Raw genomic sequence first — 26,571 nt, forward strand, 5'->3', positions numbered from 1 at the left:
CGCCCACCGATGACCCGACTCGCCCTCATCGCCCACGACGAGAAGAAACCCGACCTCATCGAGTTCGCTCGAGCGCACGAATCCCAGCTCGCCGAGTACGACCTGATCGGTACCGGGACGACCGGTGGTCGACTGATGGAGGAGACCGACCTCGAGGTCGAACGCATGGAATCCGGACCGCTCGGTGGCGACCTCATGATCGGAGCCGAGGTCGCCCAGGATCGCCTCGACGGAATCATCTTCCTCCGCGACCCGCTGACCGCCCAGCCACACGAGCCGGACATCTCGGCGTTACTGCGCATCTGTGACGTCCACGACACGGCGCTGGCGACCAACCTGGCGAGTGCGACGTACCTGCTTGAGGGGCTCGAGGACGAGTTACCCTGATTACCATCGCAGACCCCGCTTGCGATCGGGTGTGCATTGGCTTTCAGTGGCTACTATACAAGACAGGCCATCGAACGGGAACGTATCCGTACCCGACCCGAGAGTGTTCGGTTTCGTTCGTCATCGTCCGCGGTATTTATAGTACCGCCACCCCGTCGTACGAGCATGGTGATTTACGAGAGCGACCTCCCCGGCGTCGGGAAGAAATTCGAGGTCGAACTCGAGGACGGCGAACGACTGGTCATCGTGACCCACAACACGGGCAAACGCGAGATATTCAAAAAGCCCGCCGAACACGCCGACAGCGAGAAGGTGTTCGAACTCTCCGATCGGCTCGCCCGGAAAGTCGGGACAATCCTCGAGGGGGCACACTTCCAGCCCATCCAGTCAGACCGCGTCGAGACGATGCTCGCCGACGAGACGTTTATCGAATGGTACAACCTGTCGAGCGAATCGGAACTCACCGGCAAAACACTCGCCGACTCGGGAGTTCGCGACCGGACGGGCGTTTCCATCGTCGCGATTCAGCGAGACGACGATGTCCTCCCCGCACCTGGCCCGGACACGATTCTCGAGGCCGGCGACACGCTGGTCGTCGTCGGCGATGGTGAGGACTGTCGGGCGTTCGAGGTACTCGTCAGCGGCACCAACCGGTGATCCGGATGTGTGGATCTGTCGGAGGTGAGACGTAGTGGCTGCTGAAACGCAGCTCATCGAGATCGGGTTCCTCTTCGCGGCCGTCGCAGCAGTCGGGCTGCTCGCGACCCGACTCAATCAGTCGGTGATCCCGTTTTACATCGTCGCTGGCATGCTGCTCAGCACCCACGTGCTCGGCACCATCGACTTCGCTGCATTCCTCGGCATCGATGCCCTTCCACATGGGGAGGCGCTGGCACTCGACGGCAGCGGTGAGTTCGTCCACCTCAGCGCCGAACTCGGGATCGTCTTCCTGCTGTTCTTCCTCGGCCTCGAGTTCAACCTGGATCGGCTGTTGGCAGCCAAAGAACGGATCGGAAAGGCCGGCACCATCGACCTGGTGATCAATTTCGGCATCGGCCTGGCGCTCGGATGGTTCATCTTCGGTGCCCCACTCCCGGCGTTTCTCGTTGCCGGCATCGTCTACATCTCCTCGAGCGCGATCATCACGAAATCGCTGATCGACTTGGGCTGGATCGCGAACGACGAGGCCAATCCCATGCTCGGTACGCTGGTGTACGAGGATCTCTTCATCGCCGTCTATCTCGCCATCGCCTCCGCACTGGTCGTCGGTGGGGGCGATGTCGGGCAGGCACTCGAATCGATCGGTATCGCGATGGGCTTTCTCATTGTGTTGTTGTTGCTCGTCTACTTCGGAACGGCCTGGTTCCAGCGCAGTCTCGAGACCAGTTCGAACGAGTTCCTCGTGTTGCGGGCGCTCGGCATCCTCGTCCTCATCGCGGGCGCGGCGCTCGCACTGGGGGTCAGTGAGGCGGTCGCGGCGTTCTTCGTCGGTATGGCGTTCTCCTCGACCGATCACGTCCACGACTTAGAACAGCTGCTCGAGCCCGTTCGGGACACCTTCGCGGCCATCTTTTTCTTCTGGATCGGCCTCGAGACGAACCCGGCGTTGTTCGTCGATGTGGCGGCATTGATCGCGGTGGCCGCGATTCTGACGACCCCAACAAAACTCGTCAGTGGGTACCTCGGCGGCCGGGTTTACGACCTCGACGAACGGCGGTCGCTCCGCGTCGGCCTCGGGATGACGACCCGTGGGGAGTTCTCGTTGATCATCGCGAGTCTGGCCGTTACTACCGGAACCGTTCTTAGCGACGGCGTCGCGGCGGACATATACGCGTTCGCCGTCGGGTACGTCCTCCTCATGAGCATCCTCGGGACGACGCTCATGCAGAACTCGGCTCGGGTCGAACGGATCGTCGTCCCTCGGCTCGAGGGCGCCACCCCAACAGCGCAACCAACCGACGACTGAGCCCGGTTCCTGATCACCAGTTTCGCTGTAAACGACCGATTCCTGACGCAGATCCGGCAACGCTCGAAACGTGTCGTCAACAGATAGCTTCAAACGGCTCGAGTACCCTTTCACTCCTATGCCAGCAGCGGTCGTCTTCGACCTCGATTACACCCTCGCCGTTCCCGACAGAGACCGCGAAACGATTCTCACCGACGCGACGGCCGCTGCCGACGCCCCGTCGCTCTCCCGTGACGCCTACCTCGAGGCCCACAGCCGTCACCTCACGGGGGAGAGTCGCGAACCCATTTTCGAGGAGTTGCTCGAGCCATACGACACGAGCGCCGATCCGGAAGCCGTCGCAGCGGCGTACAGGCAGACGATTGCCGACTCGCTCCGGCCGCTCCCCGGGGTCGAGTCGATGCTCGAGGAGCTTCGGTCGGAGTACCGCCTTGGGCTGTTGACCAACGGCCCGATCCGGGCCCAGCGCGACAAACTCGAGACGCTAGGCTGGGAGTCCGCGTTCGACGCCGCGCTCGTAACAGGCGAACTCGAGGCCGGCAAGCCCGACCCGCGGGCGTTCGAGGCGATCCTCGAGGCGCTGGGCGTCGAGCCGGCAGACGCGGTCTACGTCGGCGACGATATCGACGCCGACATCGAAGGCGCAACTCGGGCGAACATGGACGCGATTCAGGTCGTCCTCGAGGACACCAAACCGGATCCGCGAGCGACCGCCTACGTCGAGCAGAAACGGATCGCGGCGGAGTTGCCCGGGATTCTGCGCTCACTGTAAGCGGCGCTCGAGCGTGGAAGCAAAAACGAGGAGTCGAGCACTGACTATTTGCTGTTTTCGCGTCGCACGTTTGTCCGCTCGAGCGGCGACCGGATCGACAGTTCGAGCGGCGAGCGTACCGGGCGCCAACGGTATCGACAACAGCGTGTGAGGTGTGCTCGCATGGCTATGGGGCCGGAAAATAACCACTTTAATTATTCGGTTCGTGCAATCATTACGGTATGGTACACCAGCAGATGGCAGCGTTCGGCCACGAACAGGTCACACACTTCGTCGACGAGGAGACTGGCCTCGAGGCGATCGTCGCGATCCACGACACGACGCTCGGCCCGTCGCTGGGGGGAACTCGGCTGCTCCCGTACGAGACTCACGACGCCGCACTCACTGACGTGCTCAGACTCTCTCGAGCGATGACGTACAAGGCGGCCGCGAGCGATCTCGACCTGGGTGGCGGGAAGGCCGTCATCGTCGCCGATCCGACCGAAAAGACCGAGGATTTCGTCCGCGCCTACGGGCGAATGATCGATCGGCTGGGCGGCCACTACATCACCTCCGTCGACGTCAACACGAGCGTCACCGACATGGATCACATCGCCGACGAGACCGACCACGTCGTCGGGACGAGCGCGGGGCTGGGTGACCCGTCGCCGATCACCTCCCGCGGGGTGTTCGAGGGTCTCCGCGCCTGCGTCGACGCAACCTACGGAACTCGCGACGTGTCGGATCTCACCGTCACGATTCAGGGGGTCGGAAAGGTCGGCAGTGGTCTCGCCGAGTTGCTCGTCGACCACGGCGCTGACGTCATCGTCAGCGACATGCACGAAGAAGCAATGAACGACGTCGCCCGCGAGTACGGCCTCGGAACCGTCGACCCAGCGGACGTCTACCGCACCGACTGTGACGTGTTCGCGCCGTGTGCCGTCGGCGGCGTCGTCAACGACGAGACGATTCCACAACTCACCTGCGACATCGTCGCCGGTGGCGCGAACAACATCCTCGAGCGGCGCGAACACGCCGAGGCGCTTCTCGAGCGTGACATTCTGTACGCCCCCGACTACGTCATCAACGCTGGTGGGCTGATCACCGTCGCCGCAGAACACACCGGCGACAGCAGAGAAGACGCCCTCGCCGACGCGATCGCCATCGGCGATCGGATGGAGGAACTGATCGACCGCGCCGAAAGCGAGGAAACGACGGTACTGGAGGCCGCCGACCGGTACGCACGCGAGCGGATCGAATCCGCGACCGACGAACCGGTGCCACAGTCTGCCGACTGATCGGTCTGTCCTTCTATTCCGTCTCGACGGCACCACGGAACGCTGCCTGTACGACTGCGACTCCGCGTTTTACCGACGCCCCGCTCTCGAGGAACACGAGCGTCTTCGGTGGCGTCGACGCTTTTGGACGAGTTCTGAGGTCAGCGGCTTCGGCGGCATCGACGGCTGCTTCGCGGCCACGGTCGAACTCGAGGTGGACTCGATTCGGATGGAGAAAGACGCGAGCGAGTCGGGTGCTCGTATCGGGTTCGACTGAGGGTGCTGGTTCGCTCTCGTCTCCACTCCCCTTTCCACTCCCAACGATCGAAACGTCGAACGCTCGAGTGCCGTCGACGGTTGGCTCGACGTCGCGGTCGGCGTTGGTGACGGCCAACCACTCGAGTTCGTCGTCGACCCGCCCATCGATCTCTGAGGCGAGCAACTCCGCGATGCGTCGTCCGTCGGTGATCCGGTCGTCGACCATTAGCTCTCGATAGCGCTCGTGAGCGTTAACGCTCTTCGATTAGTGACGAGCGAGCGACGGCCCCCAACTCCTCAACGTCGATCCCCTCACCGCGGGCGTAGACGACAGCAGCGGCTTCGATCGTGATCGCGTACTCCTGTTGCAGCGAATTGATCGCACCGACGGCCTCGTGTTTTTCGAGACCTGCTGCCACCAGTGCATCCAGTACACGTTCGAACGCCGAGCGCTTGCGAAGTAAGTCGTCGTCCGGTTGAAAGTCATCCGGGATTGTCACCTCTGCTGGGTCGAACGTCGGCACCAGTTCCGCGTCCTCGCGCTCGAGAACGCCCTCGCTGACAGCGATATCGATAAGTCGCTGAGATTGATCGGGTGAAAACCAGTCGCGATCCAGCGAGAGCGCGACGACGAACTCGTTCTCGCGGAGACGGCGCGTTCCGTGTTGGTTGAACGGTGCAGCGACGGCGACACGAAGGCTCATCGACGATGACTCTCCCCGGTGGATGAATAACCCTGGCGATTCCGGCGGAACCGGCTATGGTCGTTCGAGTCGGGATCGATCGGTTCGGATTGGCCTCGAGTCTGCCACGTTCAACCCCCGACTCCAATAGCGATTCTCGGACACGTAACTCGAGCACTCGGGCGTCGCTTAGCACCTCAGTCGGATGCACGCCCGCCACCGTGACGGTTCGCTCGAGACGGCGGCGGGAACTGTGACGGCGTTGCCTCCGGCGGATCCGGCAACACGCATCGGTCGAGTTCGTGGTTGACGTGTTCGTACTCAGTCGGCGAGTTTGCGAGTGGATGAGCAGGATTTTGCCGGCTTTCAATTCGTGCAGCCCGAACCGCCCCGAAGCCGCTGAGCCGTGCCGTTATCCCGCGCCAGTGATGAGTTGTCGCTGGCGGAACAGTGTACGGTCGCGGTGGTTTGCGATCCGGATGCTCCCCCGCAAGAATCGCCGCGTTGACGTTGCTCGCCAACTCGTCGTGATCGACGAGAATGCCAACACGGGCGTTCGGTGGTGCCCTGACCGCCAGAATATCGAGTCCCAGGTGAAGCGCACGATACTCGGCGACGTTATTGTCCGGTGGTGTATCGGCAGTCGACACCCGGCCGACGCGGGTGCCATCTCTCGTTTCGATCACCGCTCCAAGTCCGCCACCGTGTTGTCGGTACGATCCGTCAGTCGCCACGTAAAAGTCACGATGATGGGTACTTGGTGGGTGCGCAATGTGCGGAGTCGGGGACTCGTCGAACAGATCCCGAAGTGCTGGGCGGCCGTACGCGGCCATACTTCATCTACGGTGCGTGGATCACTTAACTGTGTTGTCGGTTATCCCCTCGTGCAACGAAAAATCGATTACGCTGTCCGAACGAGCCCAACCAATTGCGAACGGTCGAACGATCAGCAGTTATGGTACTGTTGTAGTTTTAGAAACGTTTGTCCATCGGCTCCAGTCGGGGCTGAACGGGTGATTCCCGCCGTCCAGTCCCGATCGAAGGGGTGATGACAATGAACGCCTGGAGTAGCTCCGCCCATTCGGTTTAATCTCGAGCAGGTTCCGTCGACACCGACTCTGGGGTGATCGAGGGAGCGCCAACAAAGCCGACCGTAGGCACTCCCTTCCCGGACGTAGTCCCTCCAATCGTGTGTACGTATACTAAGGCTTCTCGAGCGTATCCAGTAATGTATAAATAGGATGGTTGTTCATGTAGAAGCTATGCAAGGTGCTGAAAAGCGCGTTGTCGGTCGTCGATCGGTTCTTCGATACACTGCCGGAGCGACTTCGGTCGTCGGGCTCAGTGCGCTCGCCGGTTGTATCGGTGACGAAGGCGACAATGGCAATGGCAATGGGAACGGGAATGGGAACGGAAATGGGAACGGAAACGGCAACGGCAACGGTGACAGTGATCTCGACGAGATCACCATCACGCTGTCACAGTTCCCGGACACGATCGATCCGCTCGATCACATCACCGGGGACTACTTCGACGTGTTCGATCACATCTACGAGCCGCTGTTCGACTTCGAACCCGGCGAGGGGATCTTCCCACGCGTCGCCGAATCCTGGGAGGCCCAGGACGATGGGACGACCCACATCGAACTGCGAAACGACGTCGTCTTCCACAATGGTGACGACCTCACCGCCGAGGACGTTGCCTGGACCATCAACCGGACGGTCGACCCCGACATCGGCGTCGTCAGCCCCATCGGTACGTTCGGGCTCGGTTCGATCGAGGGCGCCGAAGCCATCGACGACACCACCGTCTCGATCAGCTACGGCGCTTCTGCCGGCCTCGCCGAGTTCGAGTTTGGCAACTACGCTCGAGCGATCAACCAGCAGTGGGCCATCGACAACTACGACGCGGAGAACGAAGCCATCGCCGGGGCCGACGCCGAAGACTTCAACGGTACTGGACCGTATCAGGTCGTCGACTTCACGTCGGGCGAGGAAATCGTCGTCGAAGCGTTCGACGACTACTGGGGCGAAGAGCCCCCCTTCCAGCAAGTAACGTTCAACGCGTCGGGCGAGTCGAGCGGTCGTGCGAACGCCCTCGAGACGGGAGAGGCCGACGTCACGATGAACATCCTGCCCGAGGACGTTTCGACGATTCAGGACGCTGACGGCGTCGAAATCAGGAACGTGACGAGCTTCCGGAACATCTTCTGCCCGATGAAGAACACGGTCGAACCGTTCGACAGTCAGGAGTTCCGCCAGGCGATGAACTACGCCGTCGACAACCAGGAAATCGTCGACACCATCCTCAGTGGCTTCGGCGAGGCACGAGGGCAGCCGGTCGCACCTGGAATCAACGGCTTCAACCCCGACATCGAACCGTACGAACAGGACATCGGCCGGGCCGAGAGCCTCGTCGAGGACAGCGGCTACGGCGGTATCGAGATCGAACTTACCGCACCACAGGGCCGGTACCTCAACGACGCGGCCATCGGCGAAACGGTCGCCGACATGATCGACCAGCTGGACAACGTGAGCTGTGAGGTGGACATCGTCGACTTCGGTGTCGTTTCCGACGCTAACCAGGCGGGGGTCGACCCCGACGAGTTCGAGATTCCGTTCTACATGATCGGCTGGGGAACCATCACGGGCGACACCGACTACGGGGTCCAGGGCTTCTTTACGATCCCGGACAATCCCGCCCGAACCTTCGACGACGAAGAACTCAGCGACGCCATCCTCGAGACCCAGCAGATCGACGACGTCGACGAGCGAACGCAGGCGCTCGAAGAGGTCAACGCGATGGCACACGAGAAGGCGCCGTTCGTGTTCCTCCACACCCAGGAGTCCATCTACGGCGTCAACGACGTTATCCAGTGGGAGCCCCGCGAGGACGAGACCATCTACGTCTGGGAGATGGACGCCTGAGTCGGCGGTCGTAACGAAAACATCATTACTTTTCATCGATTTCTTCGAAACGTCCGATGGCTATGAGGAAGTTCTTGCTTCGACGGGTACTCCAGGGCATCATCGTTATCTGGGGGGTCGTGACGATTCTGTTCGGGCTCCGGGCGGTGTCACCAGGCGATCCGGCGACGTTGATGCTTGGGGAGGGAGCGAGTCGGGAACTCGTGGAGCGAGTCAGGGAGGAGGAGGGATTGAACGAGCCAATATACGTCCAGTATCTCGAGTACATACAGGGGCTGCTGACGGGGAACCTCGGGTACTCCTGGCAATCGAACCGACAGGTGTCGGCGATGGTGATCGAGCGCATTCCGGCGACGATCGAACTCGCCGTCGCTGCGACGATCGTCGCCATCGTCATCGCGATACCCCTCGGCGTCGTCTCCGCGACGCGGCGAAACGAACCGTCTGATTACGGAGCAACGCTGTTTTCGCTGCTCGGAATCAGTACCCCAAACTTCTGGCTTGGTTTGATGTTGATCCTCGTCTTCGCCGTTTGGTTCGGGATCCCTTACCCGACTGTAAACACGTCGGTGCTCGCACTCGGTATCGTACGGATTCCGTACCCCACTTATCTCGGCTACGATTTCCTCGGCTTTCCAACGGGGAGACGCGCGGTCGGTTTCCACGATGCGGTTCTGGCCATCTTCCTCGAGAGATCGTTCAGCGAGATGGGTACCTGGTTACGTCACATCGCGCTCCCGGCAATCACGCTCGGGACGTACTTCACGGCACTGATCACCCGACTAACCCGGAGCGGGATGATCGACGAACTGGGGAAACCCTACGTGACGGCGACGAAAGCGAAGGGATTGCCGGGCGTGTTGATCCGGTACAAGCACGTGCTTCGTAACACGATGATCCCCATCATCACCGTGCTGGGTCTTCAGATGGGAACGCTGATGGGCGGGGCGGTTATCACGGAAACCGTGTTCAACTGGCCAGGTCTCGGACTTCGGCTCATCGACGCACTGAACACTCGAGACTGGCCACTCATGCAGGGCATTATCATCTTTATCGCCATCGCGTTCGTGGTGATCAACATTATCGTCGACGCGCTCTACTCCACACTCGATCCACGGGTGAGTGACGAATGATCTCCAGTCGAATCACGTCGAATCTCAGACAGACCTTCCGGGAGAGCATTCTCCCCAAAATCGGATTGATCCTGTTGATATCCATCGTGCTGATGGCCGTCTTCGCTCCGGTGCTGGCGACACACGATCCGACGCGCACGGGCCATTACGACGACACCGGTGCGCCGTATCCACCACTCGGTCACAGTTACGAGACGCAAGTTGCACAGGATGGCGAAATCGGCGACGTGACCGTCGAACCGACCAGAGAACACATCCTCGGGACGAATAACGTGGGCCAGGACGTGTACTCCCGATTCGTGTACGGGGCGCGGGTGTCGCTCATGGTTGCCGTCCTGGCGACGTCCTTTGCCTTACTCATCGGGGTACCCATTGGCCTCGTCGCAGGGTACTATGGGGGCAGAGTAGACGACGGGCTGATGCGAGTTGCAGACACCATGCTCGCATTCCCGGCGCTCGTCCTCGCGTTGGCGCTCATCGGAGTGTTCGGCTCGTCACCAGTGTACATCCCTGATCCGCTAGTGATGATCGGCCTCGCGGATGGAATGCCCGAATCGATCCCGATACCCGGATCCGTCACGGTCGTCGCTGCCCTCGTTATCTGGGTGTGGTTCGCCCGCGTTGCACGTGGCGAGGCCCTCTCGCTTCGTAACCAGGAGTACGTCAAGGCGAGCAAGAGCTTCGGGATGAGCGACGCGAATATCGTCATCAAACACGTTCTCCCGAACAGCTTGACGCCGATCATCGTACTGGCGACGATCCAGGTCGCCGTGATCATCCTGCTCGAGGCGTCGCTGGCGTATCTCGGCTTCTCCGGGACGACGCTCTCCTGGGGGTACGAGATCGAGCGAGGGCAGGACGTCCTGCGAACCCGTCCCTGGGTGTCGATAATACCGGGGATCGGCATCATGCTGACCGTGATTGCGATTAACCTGTTGGGCGACTGGTTCCGAGATGCTCTCGACCCCAACATCGAAGGAAGCGAACGAGGTGCCTGAAATGAGCGAGGATATCTTACGGATCAACGATCTGTCGACCCGATTTTTCACCAGCGAAGGCCAGGTAAACGCCGTTTCGAACTTCGATCTGACGATGAAACGCGGTGAAGTGTTCGGCATCGTCGGCGAAAGCGGGAGCGGAAAGAGCGTTACAGCGCTGTCCATCATGGATCTGGTCGAAGCACCAGGGGAAATCACCAGCGGGTCAATCGAGTACCGGAACGCGTCGTTTGCAGAGACCATACACGACGACTACCCAGAGGCCGTCGACGGAGATCTGGTCGACCTCCTCGCTATTCCGGAAGACGCCCGACGCTCGCTTCGGGGGACGTCCTTCAGCATGATCTTTCAGGATCCTGAAAGCAGCTTCAACCCGAGTCTCACCGTCGGTGAACAGATCGCTGAGGCCGTCGAGGTTCAGCGCCGGGCCAACGCAAATCCGCGCTCGACGAAAGCAAAGACGCAAGGGCCGCAGTACTCACTGGGATCGTACGCACTATCGATCGTGCTGAAGTCGAAGCGCTACGTCACGAACGCGAGTTACGAACGGGCGATCGAACTCTTAAAGACCGTCGGGATTCCGGATCCGGCTCAGCGAGCCGAGGAGTACCCTCACGAGTACTCCGGCGGGATGCTCCAGCGTGCAATGATTGCCCAGGCACTGGCTGGCGAACCGGACGTGCTGGTGGCCGACGAGCCGACGACCGCTCTGGACGTCACGATCCAGGCACAGGTGCTCGACCTGCTCTCGGATCTGCAAGAAGAGACCGGAATGACGATCCTCCTGATCACGCACAACCTCGGCGTCGTCGCCCGAATGTGCGACCGCGTCGGCGTGATGTACGCCGGCGAAATCGTCGAGCGAGGAACCATCGAAGACGTGTTCGACGACCCCGTCCATCCGTACACACAGGGGTTGCTTGGCTCGATTCCGGATCTCGATGCCGCGACCGATCGGCTGAACCCGATCCCCGGAAACGTCCCGAGTCTCCTCGATCACGAGATGGACGACCGGTGTTACTTCGCTGACCGATGTCCAAAAGCGATGGAGTCGTGTCTCGAGCACCCACCGGAGTTCGACGCCGGCGGGAGCGAATACCACGCGGCTCGCTGTGTACTCACCAAACGCGAGTACGACGAGACTGAAGCGCTCCCGAACGCGTACTTCCAGAGTGCGCCAGAAGAGGCAGAGACGGTCGACGAACGTGCGGCAACGACAGACGGGGGTGAGACCAAATGAGTAGCCAGCACGACCCACTCGTTCGCGTCGACGGCCTCGAGAAGTACTTCTGGGAGCAGGACTCCTGGCTCGACCGACTGCTCGGTGACGAACCGGTCGCCGTCCGAGCCGTTGACGGTGTGAGCTTCGACATTTACGAGGGAGAGACGCTGGGGCTGGTCGGCGAGTCCGGTTGCGGTAAGTCGACGACCGGTGAGACGCTCCTTCGACTCCAGGAACCCACCGGCGGCCGGGTCGAATTCGAGGGGGAGAACGTCTACGAGCTCGAGGGCGCTGACCAGACGGCATTCCGTCGGGAGGCTCAGGTCGTCTTCCAGGATCCGTTCTCGAGTCTGGATCCCCGGATGACGATCGGTCGGATCATCCGCCAGCCGCTCGACGTCCACGAGATCGGAACCGCCGAGGAACGCCGCGAGAGAGTTCGCGACCTGCTCGAGCGCGTCGGCCTCTCCGCGGATCAGATCGATCGCTATCCACACGAGTTCTCCGGCGGGCAACGCCAGCGCATCGGCATCGCCCGGGCGTTGGCGCTCGAACCGGAGTTCATCGTCCTCGACGAACCCACGAGCGCCCTCGACGTGAGCGTCCAGGCACAGGTGTTGAACCTGCTCGACGACCTCCAGGACGAGTTTGGGCTCACCTACCTCCTGATCAGCCACGATCTCTCGGTGATTCGCCACATCTGTGACCGCGTCGCCGTGATGTATCTGGGGGAAATCGTCGAAATCGGCCCCGTCGAGGAGATTTTCGACGACCCGAAACACCCCTACACCCAGGCACTCCTCGAGAGCGTTCCCCGGGCCTCGACCGACGAACGTGATCGCGACCGCGAGACGCTGTCGGGGGACGTTCCGTCGCCGCGGAATCCGCCCAGTGGCTGTCGGTTCCGGACGCGCTGTCCGCAGGTTATTCCACCCGAGGAGACCGAGAACGAACTCGAACAGCACCAGTACCGCGAGATCATGAACCTCCGGGAACGTGTGGAGTCCCAGAGTATCAGTCTCGAGGTGGTCGACGAAAGCGTCGAGGAGACCGACGACGGCATCGTGGTCGGGGACGTCGACGCGTTCGTCTCGGCACTACGAGCACACGTGCTCGAGACGGAACTACCGCCAAGACACCAGGCGATCGTTGACGATGCGCTGACCGAACTCGCCGACGAAAACTGGGAAGAAGCCGCCGAGCAACTACGATCGGCATACGAGAGCGTCTGCGAACGCGACAATCCTGCTCTCGGTGGTGAAACCCATCCAGTGGCTTGCCATCTCTACGACGATAGTCCACACGTGTGAGCGGAACGTCGTCGGGTACGGATCGAGTCGTCGGCCGAAAGCCTGTTTTTCCGTCAAATCATCGCTGGCAGCCGATGTGCCGTACGTTCGATAATTCACATCACTAGATTGTACTTAATCGTTTTCATTAAATTGTCATGCCACTCCAGTAGAGGTTCTGAATACGTGTAATTGTGCAATACATTCGCCGAACGACCCATAACTTATATACTAGTGCACCAATCCTGTACTATGTCACATGGAAACAACACGCGTATCGGTCGACGATCATTCCTCGCGTATGCTGGTGCAGCAACCGCGACGGCGAGTGTGGCTGGGTGTCTGGGGGAAGGAGAAGACGATCCAGGAGCAACCGACGATGGTACTGATGACACCGGCAACGGTACCGACACGGGCGACGATGACTCCTCGATCTGGATCAGCCAGACCCAGGATCCGACGACGCTCGATCCCCACGACCACCGTGAAACGACGACGGACAACGTCCTCTTACAGGCGTACGAACTCCACCTCGCCCGTGATCCCGATGGCGAGATCACGGACGGGCTCGCAACCGACTGGGAGATCCTCGACGACGATCGACATCAGTTGACGATTCGTGAGGACGTTCAGTTCCACAATGGGGAGGAACTAGTCCCTGGAGACTCAGCGTTCAGCATCAACCGCGTCGTCAACCCGGACGAGGGGAACCTCGAGAGTCCACAAGCAGACCAACTCGCGGGTGTCACCGGAGCCGAAGTGGACGATGACGAACACGCGATCATCGTCCACTCCGACGGGGCGAACCCGACTGCGTTCGCCAATCTCGCGTCGTACTGTCCCGTCGTTCAGGAGTCGTGGGTGATGGATCGGGATGCAGACGAGGTGGGCCAGGAGATCAACGGAACCGGGCCATATCAGCTCGAGGAGTTCGTTACGGACGAGTATACCCGATTCACCAGCTTCCCAGACTACTGGCAGGGCGAAGCCGAGATCGAGGAGCTCACGATCGATGCCGCCCCCGAATCGAGTACGCGAATCAACAGTCTACAGGCTGGAGAGGTTGACATCTCGACCGCCGTTCCACCGGATGACGCACCGAGTATCGACGGTGACGACGATCTTTACATCGGTGAAGCACCCAGTACGCGAATCCTCATGCTGCCGATGCGATACGACGTCGAACCCTTCGACAGTCAGGAATTCCGCCAGGCGATGAATTACGCGATCGACTTCGATGCGATCATCGAAAACGTCCTCAACAATTTCGGTGACGCTACTGCTCAGCCGACACTCGAGGGCTACTTCGGTCACAACCCAGACCTTGATCCGTATCCGTACGATCCCGAACGGGCCGAGGAGCTCGTCGACGAAAGCGGTCACGCGGGCGTCGAAATCGAACTCCACGTGCCGGCCGGCCGGTACCTCCAGAGCGACGAGATCGCACAGTCCTGTGTTGGATACATCGACGACCTCGACAACGTCTCGTGTGAGATCGAGATGCGTGACTTCGGCGAACTCGCGGGAACGTTACTCGACGGCGACATCGAAACGACGCCGCCGTTCTTCCTGATCGGCTGGGGGAACACGACGTTCGACGCCCAGCAGAACCTGTTCCCCTGGTTCACCGAGGACACTTCACAGTACACGTTCATCGACGACGATCTGCAAGACCTCATTTATGCCGCTGCGACCGAAGTCGACGAGGACGAACGCGAACAGTTGCTGATGGACGCGTGTGAACTGGCCCACGAGTTGGCGGTGTTCGTGTTCTTGAACCGCGAATACCTCATCTACGGTCTCAACGAGCGTGTCGAGTGGGAACCGCGACAGGACGAGTACGCTCTCGCCTACGAGATGTCGCTCAGGTAGTCGGACGATCGCTTATCGATTCATGTCACAGTATCACTTCCTCTTGCGACGGGGGTTACAGGGATTGTTCGTCATCTGGGGGGTCGTTACGCTCGTGTTTCTCCTCCGATACATGACACCCGGGAGCCCAGTCGACTTCGTCGCCCCCCTGGACGCCTCGCCCGAACTTCGCGAGCAAGTTGCCGCGAATCTCGGTCTCGACCAACCGATTTACGTACAGTACTTCGAGTACCTCTTCGGCCTCGCGCAGGGCGATATGGGGTACTCGTACCTCCGATCACAGCCAGCGAGTTCGATCATATTCGCCAGACTCCCTGCGACGATCGAACTCGCGATCGTTGCGACCATCGTCGCCATGATCTTCTCGATCCCTTTGGGCGTGATCAGCGCAACCCGTCGTCACGAGCCCGCCGATTACGCTGCCACCGGGTTCTCGCTGGTCGGCATCAGCACCCCGAACTTCTGGCTCGGCATCATGCTGATCCTGATCGTTTCGGTTGGCCTCGGCATCTTGCCGACGAGCCGTCGTCCCATCGGGTTTTTACCCGCCATGGAGCTACTGATATTCCAGCTCGAGACCCAGGGGATTCGTGAGTGGGTCGTTCACATCATCCTTCCAGCGATTACCCTCGGGACGTACTTCACCGCGATGATCGTCCGGCTGACCAGAAGCGGGATGCTCGACGAACTCGGCAAATCGTACGTTCAGGCGACGCGGGCGAAGGGACTCCCGGAGACGCTCGTCAGGTACAAACACGTCCTCAGGAATACGATGATTCCGATCATCACCGTTCTTGGACTGCAACTCGGGTCGCTCATCGGCGGAGCGGTTATCACCGAGTTCGTCTTCAATTGGCCGGGCCTCGGTACGCTGATCATTAATGCGATCAACGTCCGCGATTGGCCGATCATCCAGGGGGCGCTCATCGTCATCGGGATCGGGTTCGTCGTCATCAATATCGCCGTCGACGCCCTGTACACGTATCTCAATCCGAAGGTGAGCTACGAATGAACGGTGGGGGTAATCGATGATCTCGGATCGAGTTCGACAGAGCCTCAAACGTGAGTTTCGAAACAGCTTGATGGCCAAGATCGGCCTGTTCTTCGTGGTCGTCGTCCTCTTGACTGCGATTTTCGCTCCGTTCTTTGCCCCACACGACCCGACGCAGCAGGGGCTCGATGAGTCGAATCTGCCGCCGGCAGGCGTCACCTACACCACCGACGAGTTCCGCATGGTCGATGGTGAGCGTGAGACCGTCGAAACGACCACTCGAGGAACGATGGATCATCCCTTTGGCACGGACGCGCTCGGGCGAGATCTCTTCTCGCGTGTGCTGTTTGGGGCTCGCACGTCGCTCATGGTTGGCATCGCTGGAACGGGAATCGCCGTGGCCCTGGGCGTTGGTGTCGGCCTGGTTGCGGGCTACTACGGTGGTCGGGTCGACGACACGCTCATGCGATTTGCGGATATAATGCTCGCGTTCCCGGCACTCGTCCTCGCCATCTCACTGGTTGGACTGTTCGGGGCGATGACCATACGGATACCCGACCCGTTCGTTGCTGCCGGGTTGGTCGAGGGAATGCCGGAGACGTTCGCGTTTCCGGTAACACTCACGCTGGTCGTCGGTATCGTCAACTGGGTCTGGTTCGCCCGCATCTCCCGGGGAGAAGCATTGTCTATCCGACAGGAAGAGTACGTCAAAGCGGCACGTAGTGTTGGCGCGAGCGACTGGACGATCCTTCGCCAGCACGTCCTCCCGAACAGTCTCACCCCGATCATCGTCCTCGCGACGATTCAGGTCGCTGCGATCATCCTCCTCGAGAGTTCGCTCTCCTTCCTGGGCTTCTCGGGGACGACACTCTCGTGGGGCTTCGACATCGCCCAGGGTCGTGACTATCTCGGCACGTCCTGGTGGATAGCCAGCATTCCGGGACTGGCAATCGTCGTGACGGTGGTTGGCATCAACCTGCTCGGCGACTGGCTCCGGGACGCCCTCGACCCTGGAATCGGTGGCGAACACGGGGGTGGGATGTGAGATGATTTCCGATCCACTGCTCCGCGTCACCGGACTCGACACCCGCTTTTTCACCGAGGAGGGTCAGGTGAACGCGGTCGAATCGCTCGACCTCGACGTGTACGAGGGCGAAGTGTTCGGCATCGTTGGCGAGTCGGGGAGCGGAAAATCGGTTACTGCGAGATCGCTGATCGACCTCCTCGAGCCTCCGGGGTACGTCACGGCCGGTTCGATCTGGTATCGAAACGCCGACCTGGTCGCTACCGTGGCAGACGATCACCCAGATGCGGTCGACGGGCAGTTCGTCGATCTCCAGGCACTTCCGTCGAACGTTCGGCGAACGCTTCGGGGAACACACTTCAGTATGATCTTCCAGGATCCGATGAGCAGTTTCAACCCCTCGATCACAGTCGGCGAACAGATTGCCGAGGCCGTCGAGGCGCAGCAACGTGCGCGGGCAAACCCACGTTCGGTGGCCTCCCGAACCCAGGGGTACGGACTGCGCCAATACCTCATGAGTACGGTGATGGGCTCGAAGAAGTACGTGACCGAATCGAGCACTGAGCGGGCAATCGAACTGCTCGAGCTCGTGGGGATCCCCGACGCACCGCTCAGGGCGGAGGAATACCCCCACGAGTACTCCGGTGGGATGCTCCAGCGTGCAATGATTGCCCAGGCGCTCGCGGGCGAACCGAACGTCCTGGTGGCCGACGAGCCGACGACCGCTCTGGACGTGACGATCCAGGCCCAGATCCTCGACTTACTCTCGGAGCTCCAGGAGGAGACGGGAATGACGATCCTCCTAATCACGCACAACCTCGGCGTCGTCGCCCGGATGTGTGATCGGGTCGGCGTGATGTACGCCGGCGAAATCGTCGAACGGGGCACCCTCGAGGACGTGTTCGACGACCCCGTCCATCCGTACACACAGGGGTTGCTCGGAAGCGTCCCCGACCTCGCCGGGGCTGGCAGTCGGCTCCAGCCGATACCAGGCAACGTTCCGAGCCTCCTCGACAGTGAGATGGGAGATCGGTGTTACTTCGCCGACCGCTGCCCGAAAGCGATGGAAGACTGTCTCGAGCACCCACCCGAGTTCGACGTTGGAGACGGTGAACACGAGACGATGTGTTATCTCGCAGAGATGTTGTACGACGAATCACGGGCGCTTTCGAACGACTTTTTCGACACCGAGACGGCTGACGGAACTCCTCAGGGCTCGACCGCACCCGCTGCCGAAGGGATGGAGTCCGACGGCGGTCACGAACTCGACACGAACAGATCGACCGAACGAGAGGACGCAACGGAGGACACGCGATGAGTATCGACGATCAACGCGGCGAACCGGGAACAGCGCTCGAGCGAACCTACGATGATCCGCTCGTTCGGGTCGACGGCCTCGAGAAGTACTTCTGGGAGAACAATTCGCTACTGGATCGACTGCTCGGGGACGAACCGGTCGCCGTGCGGGCCGTCGACGGTGTGAGCTTCGACATTTACGAGGGAGAGACGCTGGGGCTGGTCGGCGAGTCCGGTTGCGGGAAATCCACGACCGGTGAGACGCTTCTGCGTTTGCAAGAGCCGACTGACGGTCAGGTGGAGTTCGACGGCAAGAACGTCTACGAGATGGAGGGGGGTGACCTCCAGCACTTCCGTCGGGAGGCTCAGGTCGTCTTCCAGGATCCGTTCTCGAGTCTGGATCCCCGGATGACGATCGGTCGGATCATCCGCCAGCCCCTCGACGTCCACGAGATCGGAACCGCCGAGGAACGCCGAGAACGGGTGCGTGACCTGCTCGAACGCGTCGGCCTCTCCGCGGATCAGATCGATCGCTATCCACACGAGTTCTCCGGCGGGCAACGCCAGCGCATCGGCATCGCCCGAGCGCTGGCGCTCGAACCGGAGTTCATCGTCCTCGACGAACCCACGAGCGCCCTCGACGTGAGCGTCCAGGCGCAGGTGTTGAACCTGCTCGACGACCTCCAGGACGAGTTCGACCTGACGTACCTCCTGATCAGCCACGATCTCTCGGTGATTCGCCACATCTGTGACCGCGTCGCCGTGATGTATCTGGGGGAAATCGTCGAAATCGGCCCCGTAGAAGAGATTTTCGACGACCCGAAACACCCCTACACCCAGGCACTCCTCGAGAGCGTTCCCCGGGCATCCACTGCGGAAAAACATCGGAATCGGGAACCACTCACAGGGGACGTTCCGTCCCCCCGGAACCCACCGAGTGGCTGTCGGTTCCGAACGCGCTGTCCGCAGGTTATTCCACCCGAGGAGATCGAGAACGAACTCACACAACACCAGTACCGCGAGATCATGAATCTCCGAGAGCGCATCGAGTCTCAAAGCATCAGTCTCGAGGTGGTCGACGAAAGCGTCGAGGAGAGTGACGACGGCATCGTGGTCGGGGACGTCGACGCGTTCGTCTCGGCACTACGAGCACACGTGCTCGAGACCGACCTACCGCCGAGTCACAAAGACATCGTCGACGACGCCCTCGAAGCCCTCGCTGTCGACAACTGGGAGCAGGCAGCCCGGGAGTTACGCGAGACGTACAGGAGCATCTGCGAACAGGAGAACCCACCGTTAGGCGACGGGAAACATCCGGTTGCCTGTCATCTCGCTGGCGAGCCCCAAACGACATCGGTTCAGCGCGAGGTGGCGGCCGATCACGACAGCTTTTGAGGGGCGCTCCAACCGAGATTCGTGTCGATGTCGACGACAACGTTTTTCCCGCTGACGCTCGCGGATTGGGGTATGGAACAGGGAGCATGGCTCGGTGTACGCGGTAGAGGTGACACAAAACGATGAAAAACGGACAGGGCGAGCTATGGGAGGAGGTGTTGGCGGATGCGACGGCACTTGCCGAGGAATATCGCGAAAACGGCTGGGAAGTCCGTACAGTTCACCCAGGTGACGTATCTCCTACTGAGAAAGACGAACGGTTCGGCTTGAGTGTCCTTCTCCCGGGAAGCGAGTACGAGGAGATTGAATCGCTCATCGACGATCCCAACGTGTCGTTCGACGGTGCCGAAGTGTATCAGCACACGGTCGGCACCGTCGTGTACGCCGTCGTAATCGAACTCGACACGACCACCGAGGTTGCCGTCGTGATCCCGATGGCCTACTCCGTCGCCGAATTTGAGACGATTTTCGAGCAAGCGTTCGAGGACGAGGAGCTACAGGTTCACCTGCGACCGCTGACGATCGATCAGTGGGTGACGTTCGTCCACGACGATCCCTCGCTGTTCGTCGACGAATCCCACCTGCAGTCGGTCATCGAGCAGAATCCGCGCCGGCAGGCGCAGGCGGCGATCCAGGCCGAACGCGACCGGCTGAAAGCGGAGGGAGCGGCTCGCGACTCGGATGTCGATGCCGATGGCGATACCGATGCCGAAAGTGAAGGCAACGACGATTCCTGAGACGGTCTCGAATCACCGCTCGAGAGTCGGGTGCGTATCGCTCGCTTCGACCGTACATCACACGCCACCGTAGCCGCGTTCGAGGCGTGGCCTACCGTTTCCGGCCCGCAGACCCCTACGAACGTACGTGCACAAATCGTTACTCGACGTCTTCGTCGCGGAGTTGTTTGCTCGCCTCCCGAACCTCCCGCATCACGCTCGAGATCCGTTCTTCGGCCTCGAGTTCGTCTTCGACGGCGAGGTCGACGCCTTCGACCTCGAGCAGGAACTTCGCGACTTCGGTGGCTTCGTACATGACGTCGTCGAGCTCCTCGGCCGTAAAGAAATCACACATCGCCCCGTAGAGAAACGTCGCCCCGGCGGTTCGAACTTTGTCTTCGAACGAGGTACGAGCCTGATTGACCGCCTGTGGTGTGTAGGTGTCGGTCATGAACGGGACGAGTTCGGGAAGGTTCTCACCGATTTTCGTCATCTCGACGCCCGTTTCGGTTCGGAAGTCAGAGCACAATCGGGCGATTGCCCACTCGCGTGCGGTGATGTAGGTTCGGTCACGCAGGAATTCGTTGACGCGGTCGTACTGGGCACCGTCCATTTTACTGAAGCGGGCGTATTTCTGGACTTCTTCGGGGACGTCGTCTGCCGTTTCGAGCGTGTCCGGGTCGGGGACGCCGGGCATGGACGAATCTGCGTCGGTTGCAGCGGTGTCCGTTTCAGTGGGGTTGGGTGTGCCCTCGGTAGTTCCGTCTGATTCCGTCGTACTTGCTGTTTCCTCCTGTCGTGGGTGTTCTTCGTGGGGTGACTGGGCGGTTCGCTCTCGAGTTCGGTCGCGGATTGCTTCGGAACTCCCCCTATCGTCGCCATCGTCACCGTCGCTCTCTGCATCAGTACCGTCGACCTCGCTATCTCTACCGTCCGTTTTGGAACCGTCATCCTCGAGGGATGCATCGTCAGTCCGTGGCTCTACGTCCGATTCCGTCGATTCCGATTTCGATTTCGATTCCGATTTCGATTTCGTCCCCGTCGTCGGCTCCGATCCAGATCCGGAATCGGCGTCCTCGTTCATGCACGCTCATTCCGAGACGGCCGAAATAAGGATTGTCCTCGGTGAATCGGGGTCGACTCGAGGTTCACAGCCAAAACGACCGTAGCCGTGTCCGTCAAGATAAAATAGCGCTGACGTATACTCCACGCTATGTCTTTCGACCGCGAACTCGGCCGACGGCTTGCCGTGGGTTCGATCGTCGTCTTCCTGTTCGCGCTGGTTGCCTACATCGCCGTCTCCTTTCTCGCAGTCATCGTTTTCGCGGTCTTTCTGTACTACGCCGTCAGGCCAATCTATCGCACGCTCGAGCGATTTGGACTGCCGAGGCGAATCCGTGCAATGCTGGCGCTCGTCCTCTTTGGCATCCCATTCATCGTCCTCCTCATGTACACCGTGGCGGTCATTGCCATCGAGACGCAGGTGTTACTCGAGGCCTACGACATCCAAGACGAGTTCCTCGATGAGCTGTTCACGGAAATCGATCTGACCGGGTTCGAATTCGAGGAGATCCAGGCAATGCTGGCGGAAGCGGCGACACAGGCATCGCTTGGGGTCGTCTTCGTGAGTCTCGTCGGGACGATCAGCGTCGTGAGCGGAGCGATCGTGCAGATGCTCATCCTCGTCGTGTTGACCTATTACATGCTCATCGACGGCCCACGACTGATGTCGTGGCTGCTGACCAACTACGACGAATCAGGCATCCTCCGAGCGTACAGAGACGGTGTCGATCCGGAGCTATCGATGACGCTGTTCGGGAATATCGTCAACGTGTTCGTGACGGCGATTGTGGGCGTCGTCACCTTCTACCTATACAACTTCTTCGCCCCACCAGCCGTTCACGTGCCGTTTCCGGCACTCGTCGGTGCGCTCGCCGGCATCGGCAGCCTGATCCCCGTCATTGGTATCAAACTCGTCTACGTCCCGGTGGCGATTCTGCTCGCGGTCAATGCCTGGATGACGGGTGATCTCTCCTTGCTGATTCCGGTTGGCATCTTCGTAGCGGTCAGCGGAGTCTTCGTCGATTTTATCCCCGATTTCTTTATCCGCGCCCACATCAGCGGCAAGCAGACCCATACGGGGATGTTGCTGGTCTCGTACATCATCGGCCCAGTCGTCTTTGGTTTCTACGGGCTCTTTCTCGCACCGATCCTGTTGATCCTCGTGATCAACGCCGTCACTGTTCTCCTTCCGTACGTGCTCTCGGGCGAGCAAACGGATAACCGGCAAACACGACTCGGGGAGTTCACCGAGCTCAGCGAAGACGAGTCTATCCCGTCGAGTCGTACAGTGCCCGCCAGTGAAGAGGATGGCGTCGCCTTGAGACGGTAGTCAATTAGAGTTCTTTTGTAGTCCGCTGGTCAAATGGGTGTGCTGCTTTAATTATTGCGGGAACACCCTCATCAAACTGGACAACAAACCGGTAAGAAGACGAGGTGAGATCATCATCACAATTATGATTGGCATCAGATCGGTCTTGTTCAGCGGTTACGACCACGGACAACTCCGCATCTTCCGGATTATAAGATGGTTCGTGATCGTTGAGGTAGCCACAGGAAGAAGACCCGTACTGACTAATTCCTTCAATGATAACTTTTGAGGCGTCTGGCTCTACTGTGATTATCGGTTCGTCTCCCCAATTGGCGTCAGTGTCTACATCGGTTTCGAAATTACTCTCGATGATTTCTGTTGGTTGAGATGAAACAAAATCCTCCTCCTATGAGTTTCTATTAATCAAGCAACCAATCATAGTTATTGAACTCGCGATGCTACCAGCGAGCAACGACCGTCTTTCATAAACGTAACCATTATATGTCCGAATATAGGCTTTCTGCCCGGCGATGTTCAGTTCACGCAACAATTCTAAGATTAAACATGAATAATTATGTACTCACAACGATAGTGGAGTGCTGTATATTCCTCTGCATGCAGCAGGCCAATAATGTAAGAGACGAAGGATTTCAACAGAATAAGGACGTTCTAGTCGGTTCCGTGTAACGTGTTTAGTCGCGAATGCGAACGAACCCGTTCTCGAAGACGACCCGGTTCGGAATGATGTACTCTTTCGAGTCGGACTCGACTTTCGTCACGAACAGCGTCACCTCCTGGACGATGCCCACTCGATCACCGATTTCGACCCGGTCGCCAATGCCGTAGGGCTGGTTCAACAGGAGGTACATCCCGACGGCGCTCGAGACCAGAAAGTCCTTGAATGCGTACGCACCGACGATCACCAGGCCAACGGCGTAGACGGTCATGAGGACGACGAGCGGGAACACGTGGACGCCGATCTGCGCGAGGGCGATGAGGAACGCCACGTACAGGACGGAGTACTTGACGATCTTCGGGAGAATCGACACCTCGGGGAGTTTGACGCCCCGGAGGTATTCACTGACGGCGAGTTCGGCCTTGTCGGCGACGACGAACCCGATGAGTAACACGAGTATCGCCACGAACAACTGCGGGACGAACATAACGATCGTCTGCCAGTACGCTTCCGCAGGAAACAGCTGGGCGATGTGGATCGCCGTGAGCAGCGTGATACCGTAGATAAACCACGAACTCAGCCGGGCGACGATTTTGACCGTCGACGTGCCGAGAGACTGGGCAGTCCGTTCGAACGGAGTTCCCTCGACGGCCTCGGGAACCCCCGCCGCCCGAAGCAACTCTTCGTTCAGCCGACCGACGACGTAGCCGATGGTGAGCCCGAGCACCAACACGGCCATCGCTATCACGACCGGCTCGTCGATGAACGTCTGTAGTGGCATGTCAGTACTCCTCCGGGTCGACCTCCAGAATAATCTCGCCGGCTTTGAACGCCCGTACCATCCCGTCGCTCTCCGAGAGGACGATCGCGATGGCGTTCGTGTCGCGCGTTATGGCTCCGCCAGCCATGTGTCGCGCACCGAGGCCCTTCGGAATGTCGACCCCTTCGGCGGAGGGCTCGAGGTAGCGGTAGGCAGAGACCAGTTTCCCCGAATCGGAGATAATAAACGCGCCATCGAGCCGGGAGAACTCCTTGAGCATGACGTTCACGATCGGGTCACCCACGTGCACGTGGGACTTCTCGAACGGGTTGTAACTCAGCGGGCGGGACTTGTTCATCACTTTGCCAGCGTCGCCGACGATGAACAGCGCACCCACCGGTTTTCCTTTTTGCCCTTTCTTTCCGAGTTCGATAGCCAGCTCGAGGACCGATTTGATGACTTCGGGATCGGCTCGCGATTTCGCGAACAGGTTGTAGATTCCGGACTGATCGTCGACGGAGGCGCGCACGCGCGAAATGGTGTCGATACCGTCGCCGAAGACGCTCGTCGCACACGCCAGTTCGTCACCGTCTTCGATAATTCCCTGCTGGAGGCCACCCTCGAGGCCGAACCGGATCCGTTCGGCGACGTTCTGGAATTCGATCGGGAGTTCGACGAACGTCTTGGCGCTGACGTTGTTTTCAGTCCCGACGACGATGAGTTCGAGGTCGTCGATATCCGCGAGGCGTTCGTAGTACGAGCCGCTTGGAGAAAAGAGGACGACTGCCTCGACATCCGAAAAGAGATCCCCGAACACGTCGTCTACTTCGACCATTGTCTACTACAACCAGTTTCCGATCGAATAAGCGTTTTGGGAGCGTCTGACATGTGTCTGCCACCGATTGCTGGTATCGCCGTATTCGGAGCGAACACCGAACCCACCATAGCTACGACTTCTTCTTTGACCTCCTCCACGCCCTGAAGGACGTGGAATCCGACCATCGGATTTCCGCCGAGTGTGGCGTTCGAGGTTCCAACCCGCACTCAAGGGGAACCGGTAGCATACCGGAGGAACTCTCGTTTATTCCCCTGTATAGGGCTGTGGCCCGGTCAACTAGGCCCCGTCGAATACCATGTCATCGCCGTGCGAACCACCGCTGGTTCAATACCCCTTGAGGTTCGGGGTCGGCATCTCACGGTATTCGTAGTACTCCATGGGACGTGGGCCACATCAAAACAGTTACGATGGAAATCCTGTCCGGCCATCGATTTCGGACGTTTCACTGGGCCTACCGCTCGACCCGCGCCTAAAGACGCGGGTATGCGCTCTCACTATGTATCATCGCGATAACCATGTCAGATATTTTCGCCCGGGCTGATCGGATACACTCACATACACCCGTGAGAACCCGCTCGAGACGTCCGCGGCGGTCGCCGCCACACGGGGGTATCATACGTCATCCCGGTGTTCGTTCACCATGGCTGAGAACGACGGCCCCCCAGCCTCCCACGCTGATCGGTCGTTCTGGGATCACGTGAATCTCGATTCAGTCAACCGCTGGGTTTTCCTCAACGGTGATCGTGGGCTCCTCTCAGCACTCCTCCTGGTGTGTGTACTGGTGCTTTCGGCACTCCTGATCGCTGGAGGCATTATCACACCCACCGAGAGCGAACACGTCACCACCCTCGCTGCGGCGCTGATCGGCGGGATGCTCCCATTTATCACCGTCGTACTCGCCATCAATCAGCTGATCCTCTCCGAGGAGTTCGGAACGACCGGTACGTTCGAAACACGGCTGGAAGAAACCCGTGACTTCCGGCGACAGGTCGAATCCCACACCGGCGTGTCACCGAGCCCGGTCGAGCCAGCGGCGTTTCTCCGGGTACTGATCGAAGCCAAACACCGGGCGGCACGCGAGTGGCGAACCGCTCACCGAGACTGCGTCGACTCGAGCGAACTGGCTGCAGCTATCGAGACGCACGTCGAGCATACGACAGACCTCGACGCCGAAGCAGTGTCGACGCTCGAGGACACCTCCTTTGGCTCGTTCACGGTCATCGAGGTCATCATCCGCTACAACGATTCCTGGCAGCTTCAGGTACTCCGGCGACTTCGGGAGAACCACGGCGACGAGTTCTCGGATCGGGATGTCGAACGACTCGAACTGTTGGAGGCACTGCTCGGTGATATCCACGTGAGTCGCCAGTACTTCAAAACCGTCTACATGCAACAGGAACTTGCCGATCTCTCGAAGATCCTGCTGTACGTTGGCTTTCCGACACTGTTGGGTGGGGCGTTCGTCGTCGTTGGCTACGACAACCTGCTGGCGCTCGACTTCCATCCCGCCGTTTACTGGATTATCGTCACCGTGACCATCCCGGCTCTGTTCAGCCCCTTTGCAGTCTTGCTGTTCTACGCGATTCGTATCGCGACGATCGCCCGACGGACGGCCGCCGACTTTGGCCCGTTCGTGTTACAGCAGGAGCTACCACAGGAGGAAAAGGGATCACTCGGTGACGAATAACGGGACGATAGATACCCTCGAGCGCCGCTTGACGTCGGCTTTCGTGACTGTTCG

Annotated in this window: 24 protein-coding genes; 18 read left to right on the top strand and 6 right to left on the bottom strand. The window is 60.0% G+C overall.

The window, feature by feature from the left end; genetic code table 11:
- Positions 1-9 precede the first annotated feature (9 nt).
- The 5 genes from NGM68_RS16065 (at position 10) to NGM68_RS16085 (ending at position 4,402) form a co-directional block, all read left to right on the top strand.
- The gene (locus NGM68_RS16065; protein ID WP_252699238.1) at positions 10-387 is read left to right on the top strand and encodes a methylglyoxal synthase; all 378 of its coding nucleotides are present in this window, start codon (positions 10-12) and stop codon (positions 385-387) included.
- 165 nt (positions 388-552) lie between these two features.
- Entirely contained in the window at positions 553-1,044 is a 492-nt protein-coding gene (locus tag NGM68_RS16070; RefSeq protein ID WP_252699239.1) for a cation:proton antiporter regulatory subunit, read from the top strand.
- Between the two features lie 34 nt (positions 1,045-1,078).
- Complete coding sequence (locus NGM68_RS16075) at positions 1,079-2,353, top strand: cation:proton antiporter (protein WP_252699240.1); 1,275 nt, start codon at positions 1,079-1,081, stop codon at positions 2,351-2,353.
- A gap of 118 nt (positions 2,354-2,471) precedes the next feature.
- Positions 2,472-3,125: an HAD family hydrolase gene (locus NGM68_RS16080; protein ID WP_252699241.1), complete on the top strand. Its 654-nt coding sequence runs from the start codon at positions 2,472-2,474 to the stop codon at positions 3,123-3,125.
- Positions 3,126-3,346: 221 nt separating this feature from the next.
- A complete protein-coding gene (locus NGM68_RS16085; RefSeq protein WP_252699242.1) occupies positions 3,347-4,402 on the top strand; it encodes a Leu/Phe/Val dehydrogenase in 1,056 nt (351 codons plus the stop codon).
- A gap of 13 nt (positions 4,403-4,415) precedes the next feature.
- Here NGM68_RS16085 and NGM68_RS16090 read toward each other — a convergent pair whose 3' ends face one another.
- From NGM68_RS16090 to NGM68_RS16100, 3 genes are all read right to left on the bottom strand, one after another.
- Positions 4,416-4,865 carry a DUF7993 family protein gene (locus NGM68_RS16090; protein ID WP_252699243.1) on the bottom strand — a complete coding sequence of 150 codons (450 nt, stop codon included), beginning with the start codon at positions 4,863-4,865 and terminating at the stop codon, positions 4,416-4,418.
- Between the two features lie 25 nt (positions 4,866-4,890).
- Positions 4,891-5,343: a DUF2240 family protein gene (locus NGM68_RS16095; protein ID WP_252699244.1), complete on the bottom strand. Its 453-nt coding sequence runs from the start codon at positions 5,341-5,343 to the stop codon at positions 4,891-4,893.
- A gap of 176 nt (positions 5,344-5,519) precedes the next feature.
- On the bottom strand, positions 5,520-6,155 hold the full coding sequence (locus NGM68_RS16100) for a ribonuclease H family protein (protein WP_252699245.1): 636 nt from the start codon (positions 6,153-6,155) through the stop codon (positions 5,520-5,522).
- Between the two features lie 429 nt (positions 6,156-6,584).
- Here NGM68_RS16100 and NGM68_RS16105 point away from each other — a divergent pair, with 429 nt between their 5' ends.
- The 11 genes from NGM68_RS16105 to NGM68_RS16155 all read left to right on the top strand — a co-directional run bounded on the left by NGM68_RS16105 (position 6,585) and on the right by NGM68_RS16155 (position 20,206).
- On the top strand, positions 6,585-8,249 hold the full coding sequence (locus NGM68_RS16105; protein WP_252699246.1) for an ABC transporter substrate-binding protein: 1,665 nt from the start codon (positions 6,585-6,587) through the stop codon (positions 8,247-8,249).
- Between the two features lie 56 nt (positions 8,250-8,305).
- Positions 8,306-9,382, top strand: a complete 1,077-nt coding sequence (locus NGM68_RS16110; RefSeq protein WP_252699247.1) for an ABC transporter permease — start codon at positions 8,306-8,308, stop codon at positions 9,380-9,382.
- The gene (locus NGM68_RS16115; RefSeq protein ID WP_252699248.1) at positions 9,379-10,380 is read left to right on the top strand and encodes an ABC transporter permease; all 1,002 of its coding nucleotides are present in this window, start codon (positions 9,379-9,381) and stop codon (positions 10,378-10,380) included. The genes NGM68_RS16110 and NGM68_RS16115 overlap by 4 nt, the downstream gene beginning before the upstream one ends.
- Before the next feature lies 1 nt (position 10,381).
- Positions 10,382-11,620, top strand: a complete 1,239-nt coding sequence (locus tag NGM68_RS16120) for an ABC transporter ATP-binding protein (RefSeq protein ID WP_252699249.1) — start codon at positions 10,382-10,384, stop codon at positions 11,618-11,620.
- Positions 11,617-12,912, top strand: a complete 1,296-nt coding sequence (locus NGM68_RS16125; RefSeq protein WP_252699250.1) for an ABC transporter ATP-binding protein — start codon at positions 11,617-11,619, stop codon at positions 12,910-12,912. The genes NGM68_RS16120 and NGM68_RS16125 overlap by 4 nt, the downstream gene beginning before the upstream one ends.
- Positions 12,913-13,143: 231 nt before the next feature.
- Positions 13,144-14,763: an ABC transporter substrate-binding protein gene (locus NGM68_RS16130; protein ID WP_252699251.1), complete on the top strand. Its 1,620-nt coding sequence runs from the start codon at positions 13,144-13,146 to the stop codon at positions 14,761-14,763.
- Between the two features lie 22 nt (positions 14,764-14,785).
- The gene (locus tag NGM68_RS16135) at positions 14,786-15,775 is read left to right on the top strand and encodes an ABC transporter permease (RefSeq protein ID WP_252699252.1); all 990 of its coding nucleotides are present in this window, start codon (positions 14,786-14,788) and stop codon (positions 15,773-15,775) included.
- A 16-nt stretch (positions 15,776-15,791) separates the two neighbouring features.
- Positions 15,792-16,799: an ABC transporter permease gene (locus NGM68_RS16140; protein ID WP_252699253.1), complete on the top strand. Its 1,008-nt coding sequence runs from the start codon at positions 15,792-15,794 to the stop codon at positions 16,797-16,799.
- A 1-nt stretch (position 16,800) separates the two neighbouring features.
- On the top strand, positions 16,801-18,096 hold the full coding sequence (locus tag NGM68_RS16145) for an ABC transporter ATP-binding protein (RefSeq protein ID WP_252699254.1): 1,296 nt from the start codon (positions 16,801-16,803) through the stop codon (positions 18,094-18,096).
- Entirely contained in the window at positions 18,093-19,469 is a 1,377-nt protein-coding gene (locus NGM68_RS16150) for an ABC transporter ATP-binding protein (protein WP_252699255.1), read from the top strand. The genes NGM68_RS16145 and NGM68_RS16150 overlap by 4 nt, the downstream gene beginning before the upstream one ends.
- A gap of 122 nt (positions 19,470-19,591) precedes the next feature.
- Positions 19,592-20,206, top strand: coding sequence for a DUF7529 family protein (locus tag NGM68_RS16155; RefSeq protein WP_252699256.1), 615 nt, complete (start codon positions 19,592-19,594; stop codon positions 20,204-20,206).
- Between the two features lie 139 nt (positions 20,207-20,345).
- Here NGM68_RS16155 and NGM68_RS16160 read toward each other — a convergent pair whose 3' ends face one another.
- On the bottom strand, positions 20,346-21,038 hold the full coding sequence (locus tag NGM68_RS16160; protein ID WP_252701442.1) for a DUF5806 family protein: 693 nt from the start codon (positions 21,036-21,038) through the stop codon (positions 20,346-20,348).
- A gap of 360 nt (positions 21,039-21,398) precedes the next feature.
- On the opposite strand from NGM68_RS16160, the gene NGM68_RS16165 reads away from it, so the two are divergent.
- Positions 21,399-22,577: an AI-2E family transporter gene (locus tag NGM68_RS16165; RefSeq protein ID WP_252699257.1), complete on the top strand. Its 1,179-nt coding sequence runs from the start codon at positions 21,399-21,401 to the stop codon at positions 22,575-22,577.
- A gap of 671 nt (positions 22,578-23,248) precedes the next feature.
- On the opposite strand, the gene NGM68_RS16170 is transcribed toward NGM68_RS16165, so the two are convergent.
- A complete protein-coding gene (locus NGM68_RS16170; RefSeq protein ID WP_252699258.1) occupies positions 23,249-24,013 on the bottom strand; it encodes a mechanosensitive ion channel family protein in 765 nt (254 codons plus the stop codon).
- Position 24,014: 1 nt separating this feature from the next.
- On the bottom strand, positions 24,015-24,827 hold the full coding sequence (dacZ, locus tag NGM68_RS16175) for a diadenylate cyclase DacZ (RefSeq protein ID WP_252699259.1): 813 nt from the start codon (positions 24,825-24,827) through the stop codon (positions 24,015-24,017).
- Positions 24,828-25,470: 643 nt separating this feature from the next.
- On the opposite strand from dacZ, the gene NGM68_RS16180 reads away from it, so the two are divergent.
- Positions 25,471-26,517 (top strand): DUF7972 family membrane protein, encoded by a 1,047-nt coding sequence (locus NGM68_RS16180; protein WP_252699260.1) that lies wholly within the window; start codon positions 25,471-25,473, stop codon positions 26,515-26,517.
- The last annotated feature ends 54 nt before the right edge of the window (positions 26,518-26,571 follow it).

The sequence above is a fragment of the Natronosalvus vescus genome (genome assembly GCF_023973145.1).
In the GTDB taxonomy this organism is placed as follows: Archaea; Halobacteriota; Halobacteria; order Halobacteriales; family Natrialbaceae; genus Natronosalvus; species Natronosalvus vescus.